Genomic DNA, 7351 nt, shown 5'->3' with positions numbered 1-7351 from the left:
CAAGGAAGATCCCGCCACCGCAGTTCCCAAGAGCATCACCGTTCTAAAATCGGCATTTGGATTGGCGTAACGAACATGGTAACACCGCTCAGCCTCCTCTATTTGATCCTTGTGGGGCTGGCATTTCTTTACCTGTTGGTTCGGCGTCGTTCTTTGCTAAAATATGCCGTAGCTCTGTATCTGGGAAGCTACCTGGTTTTTTCAATAGCAGGAAGTTACCAGCTCACCGACGGTGATGGACACACAGATAAAGCGGGAGTTTTTTACTGTCGCGAGGAATGGACACCTGCTGGTTTTTTTAAACAGGGAGAGGGCTACCAGCCTTGGGCTCTGGTTTTTGTGGTTCCTTACGTTTTTGATCTCTTGGTGCTTCACCGAGAGAAAAATAAAGTCCTAGATCATAAGACAGACCGGTGGAAGTCTTACGTACCGGATTCAGGAGTGAAGTAATGTCACAGTTTTTTCCGTTTAATCGCTATATTCAGCACGACGAGCTGACCGCAGGGTTGCAAGCCGTCGCTGCGGCGTTTCCTAGTCTCGTGAAGATCGAGAGCATTGGCAAGAGCTTTGAGGGGCGCGATATCTGGTGCGCCATTGTCACGAACGTCGCGACGGGGCCGGATACTGAGAAGCCTGCTGTCTGGGGCGATGCCAATATCCACGCCACGGAAGTCTCACCGACGACGGCGCTGACGTATTTATTGGAGAAGCTGGTGTTGGGCTACGGGACGGATGCCGAGATCACACGGGCGCTGGACACTCGCGCTTTCTACCTGGTTCCAAGAGTGAATCCTGATGGCGCGGAGCTCTATCTCACCACCGGGCGCTCGATTCGCTCGTCCACGCGGCCCTATCCCTTTGATGAAGAGGCGCTGGAGGGAGTCAAGCGCGAGGACGTGAATGGCGATGGCCTTGCCTTGCAGATGCGCATTCAAGATGCTGACGGCCCCTGGAAGAAAGACGCGGTAGACCCGCGCCTGATGATCCGCCGCGACCCGACCGAGACCGGCGGAGAGTACTACCGCATCCTGCCCGAGGGTTTCTACAAAAACTACGATGGCATCTCGCTCAAGGTGCATGGCAATAAAGAGGGGCTTGATCTCAACCGCAACTTCCCCGGCCACTGGCGCACCGAGAGCGAGCAGCATGGCGCGGGGCCCTATCCGACAAGTGAGCCCGAGGCGCGGGCGCTGGTTGCCTTTATCACCGGCCACAAGAATATCTGCCACGCAGTGACGTTTCATACGTATAGTGGGGTTTTGTTGCGGCCTTATGGAACGCAGAATGATGATAGCTTTCCGGCGGAGGATCTGTGGACGTACCAGACGATTGGCAAGAAGGGCACCGAGCTCACGGGCTACCCGGCGGTCTCGGTCTACCACGACTTTAAGTACCACCCGAAGGAAGTGATCACGGGGGTCTTCGATGACTGGTGCTACGAGCATCTAGGAATCTTTGCCTGGACGACCGAGATCTGGAGTCCGCAGCGCCAGGCGGGAATCACCGAGGGCTTTGATGACAAGACCAAACAAGGCGCGTTTAAGTACACCACCTGGGGCCGCAACCACGATCTGGAAGACGACCGAAAGCTCCTGCAGTGGGCCGATACCCAGCTCGAAGGCAAGGGCTACTACGACTGGACGCCGTTTGAGCACCCGGACTTAGGAGCCGTGGAGATCGGCGGCTGGGACATGCTCTACAGCTTCCGCAACCCGCCGCCGCAGTTTTTAGAGAAAGAGATCGCGCCGTTCTCGGACTGGCTGCTCTGGCAAGCACTCACCACACCGCGCCTCACGCTCCACCAGCTTGATGTGGCGTTCCTGGGCGAGGACACCTGGCACGTGCGCCTGGTGGTGAAGAACACCGGCTGGCTTCCGAGCTACGTGACCAAGAAAGCCCTGGAGCGCAAGTACGCCCGCGCCGTCGTTGCCGAGATCACGCTTCCGGAGGGCGCGAGCCTTGTTACCGGGAAAGAGCGTATGGAGATTGGGCAAGTAGAAGGCTTCTGCTACAAGCCGCCCGCCAACGGGGGCTATAGCGCCGATACGACCGAGGATCGAGCAAAGGCCGAGTGGATCATCAAGGCCGCCTCAGGAACCGAGATCACGCTCACGGCTCGCCACGAGCGAGCGGGCGTGGTGCGTGAGTCCGTGACACTGGGATAGGAAGTTATGGCAAGAAAAACAAAGCAAGTAGATCCTCGGGTGGTAATCGCCCAGAACCATCTCTCAGGAAAGATTATCGCGTTTTGTGAGACCTACCTCAACAAGGAGTGTCAGAAGCTCTGCTTGAAGCTCCTCGATACCTGGGCAAAGCACGATCCCGAGGCGCTGCTACGAGGCAAGCCGGAGGTAAGTGCTGCTGCCGTGGTGCATACGATTGCCAGCCTCAACGATCTTTTTTATAAAGATAGCAAGCCCTATGTTCCGGCAACGGAGATTGCCTATTTTTTTGGTGTCAGCGTGGGGGGAGTCAATACTCGTGTCAATGCGCTCAAGCAGACCATGCAGGCAAGCAATGTACCGATTGTGCAGTATCTGACAAAGAAAAATAAGCCTCACGAAGAGGGGCTAGAGGGTCTTCTTGACCAGATGATGGCCTTGATGTCTCAAATGAAAGGCGAGACTCCTCTTGATGGTATCGCATCTGTCGATGAAGAAGGGAACTTCTACGATGCAGAGCGCAGTGCGATGCATGAGTTTTATGAGGTGATGAATAAATCGAAAAACAACTCGTTCCCAGCACGGCTTGTCTCAGATCTTCAAGTACTCATCGCAAAAGATCCTGATTTTTACGATAGCTACGGTGCGCTTGGGGATATGATAGGAGGAAAACCTGGTCGGAAGCTGCAAAAAGAAGCCTGTACTCGCGCTCTGGGACGGATTAAATCCAACTCATTGATTAAAAACGTGTCTTGGAGTTACTTAGAGAACCGGCATCTTCTTCGTGCAATTCTTAACGAAGCCATTGCTTCTTGGAAAGAGCTAGATACAGCAAATGCTGTCTCCCTCTTTAAGTATCTCTTAGAAATCTGCCCCGATGACAATGTCGGAGCGCGGCACTATCTCTTGGCTGTCCGTGAGGAAATGTCTTTTGCGGGATTTGAGAAGACATTCATGGGGCGAGGTGGCCTTGGCTACGATGCGCTGATGATTAATACTTGGTTTGAGAGCAATAGTCTTGACTACCCAAAAGATTTCTTGGAGTGGCAAAAGCATGTTGACCAGTACGAAAGCCAATAGCAAAGAGCATCTTCTTTTCAGAGTGCCTGCAATTAAAATTGCAAATAAGTGAAATCCTTTTGCATCGCTCTACAACACGATTCTTTAGTTTGTGAATCCATAAAATTTTGAAACACAAAAGATATTTTTACTCTCTAAAAAAACAGCTCTGCTTGCAAAACTTTGAGCAGGGTGAAAGGAATGTTTCTTATGCAAAAACGAGTGACCCCCGCTCAGCTACAAGCGGATCGTGATACCCTGATCGCTGCCAAAGCGCTCTCCGACTATGCTCCGCGCAACAATAAATACTCCGTTGCTAGTGCCGATGCCGCCCAGCTTCGCAACGACAACGCTCGCACCCGCGTTCTTCGTGCAAAGGCCGAGCTTGCCGCAGCTCTCGATGAAGAGCGTAGCTCAGGCGTCGAGTTTCATGAGATTGGTATAGGAATCCGCGATGAAGTGATGGTGCAGTACGGCTCTAGCTCCGATGCATACGCCTCTGTGGGCCGCAAGAAACGTAGTGAGCGTAAACGGCCTGTTCGTAAGAGCGGCGAGAAACCAATCTCTTAAAACTGTATGGAGTTTTATAATGGAAGAGTTCAAAGTTGCAAAAGCACTACAGCCCAAGTTTGATGCCATTACTGCACTGACGGATGCCTTTTGCCAAGGACATCTAAACGAAGAGTACGCTCTTATGATACGTAAGATGTGCGCGGCGCTCTCACGAAAGCGTCCCTCACCACTGGCTTCAGGACAGGAAAAAATCTGGGCATGCGCCCTTGTGCAGGCAGTAGGGCGGCTGAATTTCCTTGGGGATAAGTCGCAGACGCCTCACATGAAAACCGAGGAAATCAATATCCTTTTTGGAGTGAGCAAGAGCACATCGAGCAATAAAGCAACCCAGATCAATGATCTACTGAAGCAGAGCTATCATACCTATGACTACTGCTTGCCATCACGCTTAAAGCACCATAGCCTTGCATGGATGGTGCAGGTCAATGGCTATATTCTGGATGCCCGCTTTCTCTCACGGGAGATGCAGGTAATGCTTGCCGAAGCGGGGCATATTCCTGGTATTTACGACGACATGCCCTAGAATCCGAGGACGAAAGGCGCACATGACACTTACACAACGACTGCTCTTTGGCGCTCTCTCGGGAGTATTACTTGCCGCCGCATTCCCTCCGTACCACCTGCCGTACTTTCTGCCGCTGGCCGTCGCCGCTCTGCTGAAAGCCTTGGATGGTGCCACACTACGGCAGGGATTTTATATTGGTGTGCTCTGCTCGGGAATCCACCTCGGTGCGACACTGTTTTGGCTCTCGAATATCTTCGCATCCGCCGTCGCACCCCTCTGCGCGATCCTCGCTCTTTTCCCGATTCTCTTCTGCACTCTCTACCCGTCGTTGGTTCGAGGGAAGGGCCAGGGATGGGTTCGGGTAATTGCTACGAGTCTCTGGGTGGGGCTAGAGTTCTTTCGTGCGGAGCCGTTTGTCCTCAACTTCGGCTGGCCCACACTGGGCTATGCCGTTGCAGGGCGGCCCGTGTTCGCGCCTCTCGCCGCGCTCTTTGGTGTCTACGGCATCAGCTTCTTAGTCTTCTTTCTCGGAACTCTCAAGGGCCGCGCTCTGATCATCGCCACCACTCTCTGGGCCATCGCCTGCCTGGTGCGCCTGCCTGCACCATCGCCAGAGCGCCCCTTGACCGTCACTCTCGTCCAAGCCACCGACGAGGAGACGCTTTTCCAGCTTTCCTCCCGTCTCCCTTCCTCCCACCCGAAGGGCTCGCTATTGGGAGGAAGGGCTGGGGTAGGAGGGCCGGACATCATCCTCTGGCCCGAGCATGCGTTTCATTCCGATCCGCGCGTGGCAGGCAGGCTGAAGTTTGAGAACTACTGGCCCCGGCTTCAAGCGCTTGCAAAAGAGAGCAATGCCTACCTGATCTTTGGAGCGCATGTGAGCAAGGGCACGGGGGAGAAGGACTTTGAGAACGCCGCGTTTGTGCTGAAGCCCAATGGCGAGCTGGCGGGGATTCACACCAAGAACCACCCCGTACACTTCATCACCGATGGGATTGCGAGCACGACGGCCAAGGCGATTCCGACAGTGCTAGGGAGGCTTGGCGTCCCAATCTGCTTTGACAACGACTACCCGGAGGTAGATCGCAAGCTGGTGCAAGACGGTGCGGAGGTCTTTTTGGTGCCCAACATGGACCCGGAGGAGTGGGGGCCGGTGCAGCACGCGCAGCACAGCCTGCTGTTTGCGATGCGGGCGATGGAGAACGGGCGCTGGCTCGCCCGCGCCGATGTGGCGGGGGGAACCAGCGCGGTTGCACCCAACGGGGTAGAGCTCGCCCACGTGAAAGACGGCGAGCCCCAGACGCTCAAAGTGACGGTGGGGCGCACCCACCACCGAACGCTCTACTCGCTCGGTGGCTGGGTCTTCGGGCCGCTGTGCCTGTTCAGTGGCGTGGGCTTTCTCACTCAGGCGTTTTTAGCTCCGCGAGGACGGAGAAGGCAGAACCATCCGTGAGAGTTAGTCGTTGCGTTTTCTTGCGCGCGTCGAGTCTTCCAGCAGGGGCCGTCCGTTGAGCGACTGAAGGGGGCGGTTGTTGGCCTCGTGAAGATGCTTCATTCCTTCGAGCTGTGCGCTCGACATATGGATGGGATCTACCATGACGTTCCACTTGACACCCTCGGTACAGGGCGGCGTGGTGAGGGAGCCTTCGTAGCGGAAGGTCTTCTGGCCCGTGGGTAGCAGAGCGGTCGCGTTGAGGGTGACGCTACTTGCCACTATGGGGCCGGAGAGTGCCAGGTCGCTGTAGCGATCCGAGATTACCTTGATCGCCGCGTTCTCCGCTCCTTTCTCGATCATAATTCCGACCACGGCGAGCTTCCCATCCGCGCTCTTGTGCACCAGATGCACCTCCGCCTCGGCGTAGTGCCCATTGATCGTGTGCTCACTGGGGCTGTGAAAGTGGAACTGGAGCAGGTCGTAGCGCACGCCGTCAAGCTCGATGTAGCTGCCCGCATCGTAGGTTTGTTGGATCGTGTGGCCGTTGTTGACGGCATTGAGTCGGCTGGGCTGGTAGAAGAACTTGAGGTTGGTGAGGTCGGTAAGAGTCGGTTTGATCAGATCAATGGGCGACTGTATATGGCCGTCCGAACACGGTGCAAAATCGGGTGCCAGCTCTGCCCAGTGTCTTGGCCCTTCCTCGCCCTCATAGGTCCAGTGTGTCCCCAGGACGGGGCTAACACCGCCACAGGCACTAACAATCGAGAGAGAGGCGGCTAGGCCGCAAAGAAGCGTGAGCCGAAGGACATTCTTCGAGCTTCGAGTTGTTTTCATGATAGTTTTTTTTATTCTTTCTGGTCGTTATAGTACCGTCTGCCAGCGGGGGCTACCCCCGTTTTGGCGGCGGCTAAAGTGTCAAGAAAAACGCTGGATTACACTGGATTAAGGCAAGCGAACCGCTTTATATCCTAGTTGACTATCAACAGTATGCAATACCAAAGCACTACCATTGCCGTTGACCCATGCCGCTTTGCCGTCCATGAGGAAGGCATCATCACCACTATTGAGGCGCAGAGATTCCGTACCACTAAGCTTCTTCGCAGGGACTAACTCATTCCCATTCATGTCGATCACCATAGCCCAGGTCGAATCATATTTGCCGTTGACGGTATCATTTTCACGCTCCATTGTCCAGGATTCCCAAAGCACCACGAACTTGTTGGAAGACAGGGCAATGATCTTGGGTCGGGATGCAGAATATAGACCCTTTTCCTCAGCATACTTTGTCAGATAACGAAAACGGAGTCCATCTTTGGGAACCAGATTATATTTATCAGAGGTTCGCAGATGAAAGATGGAGTCTGGCGTTGCTGTATGTCCTGGATCTTCGAGATCTGGAAAACCAAACACAACTTCAGTACGTTTCCCCGATTGAAGGGAATCGTCAGCGAAACTCTTTGCCACTCGCACCAGCACTAAATCTCGTGAATGGCCAATCTGCTCATTAAAGTCCGAGATTGCTTTTGCTTGATTTCCAAAATCTATTCCGAACGGTTTACCATGGCTGTGGTTACTCGTAAACAACAATAGGTAGCCGCTTCTGCTGAGGCGAGCATA

8 protein-coding genes are annotated in these 7351 nt (G+C 54.4%); 6 read left to right on the top strand and 2 right to left on the bottom strand.

Annotated features, from left to right (window positions below):
• The 6 genes from RMO15_RS18845 to RMO15_RS18820 all read left to right on the top strand — a co-directional run.
• Window positions 1-450, top strand: a 450-nt coding sequence (locus tag RMO15_RS18845) for a hypothetical protein (RefSeq protein WP_309715276.1), incomplete at its 5' end; no start/stop codon positions are given.
• Window positions 450-2165 carry a M14 family metallopeptidase gene (locus RMO15_RS18840; protein WP_309715273.1) on the top strand — a complete coding sequence of 572 codons (1716 nt, stop codon included), beginning with the start codon at window positions 450-452 and terminating at the stop codon, window positions 2163-2165. The genes RMO15_RS18845 and RMO15_RS18840, both read left to right, overlap by 1 nt.
• A gap of 6 nt (window positions 2166-2171) precedes the next feature.
• Window positions 2172-3242 (top strand): DUF6398 domain-containing protein, encoded by a 1071-nt coding sequence (locus RMO15_RS18835; protein ID WP_309715270.1) that lies wholly within the window; start codon window positions 2172-2174, stop codon window positions 3240-3242.
• A gap of 189 nt (window positions 3243-3431) precedes the next feature.
• Entirely contained in the window at window positions 3432-3791 is a 360-nt protein-coding gene (locus RMO15_RS18830) for a hypothetical protein (protein ID WP_309715268.1), read from the top strand.
• A gap of 19 nt (window positions 3792-3810) precedes the next feature.
• Entirely contained in the window at window positions 3811-4317 is a 507-nt protein-coding gene (locus tag RMO15_RS18825; protein WP_309715265.1) for a DUF6398 domain-containing protein, read from the top strand.
• Between the two features lie 22 nt (window positions 4318-4339).
• A complete protein-coding gene (locus RMO15_RS18820) occupies window positions 4340-5752 on the top strand; it encodes a nitrilase-related carbon-nitrogen hydrolase (RefSeq protein ID WP_309715263.1) in 1413 nt (470 codons plus the stop codon).
• Window positions 5753-5755: 3 nt separating this feature from the next.
• Here the strand turns inward: RMO15_RS18820 and RMO15_RS18815 are convergent, their stop codons facing one another.
• Both RMO15_RS18815 and RMO15_RS18810 read right to left on the bottom strand, forming a co-directional pair.
• Window positions 5756-6568, bottom strand: coding sequence for a carbonic anhydrase family protein (locus RMO15_RS18815; RefSeq protein WP_309715260.1), 813 nt, complete (start codon window positions 6566-6568; stop codon window positions 5756-5758).
• A 108-nt stretch (window positions 6569-6676) separates the two neighbouring features.
• A partial coding sequence (locus tag RMO15_RS18810; protein WP_309715258.1) for a hypothetical protein occupies window positions 6677-7351 on the bottom strand: 675 nt, incomplete at its 5' end.

Origin of the sequence: Armatimonas sp. (assembly GCF_031410135.1) — a bacterium.
Taxonomy (GTDB): domain Bacteria; phylum Armatimonadota; class Armatimonadia; order Armatimonadales; family Armatimonadaceae; genus Armatimonas.
Note: the sequence above shows the minus strand (reverse complement) of the source record. Positions and strands in the feature narration are given on the sequence as shown.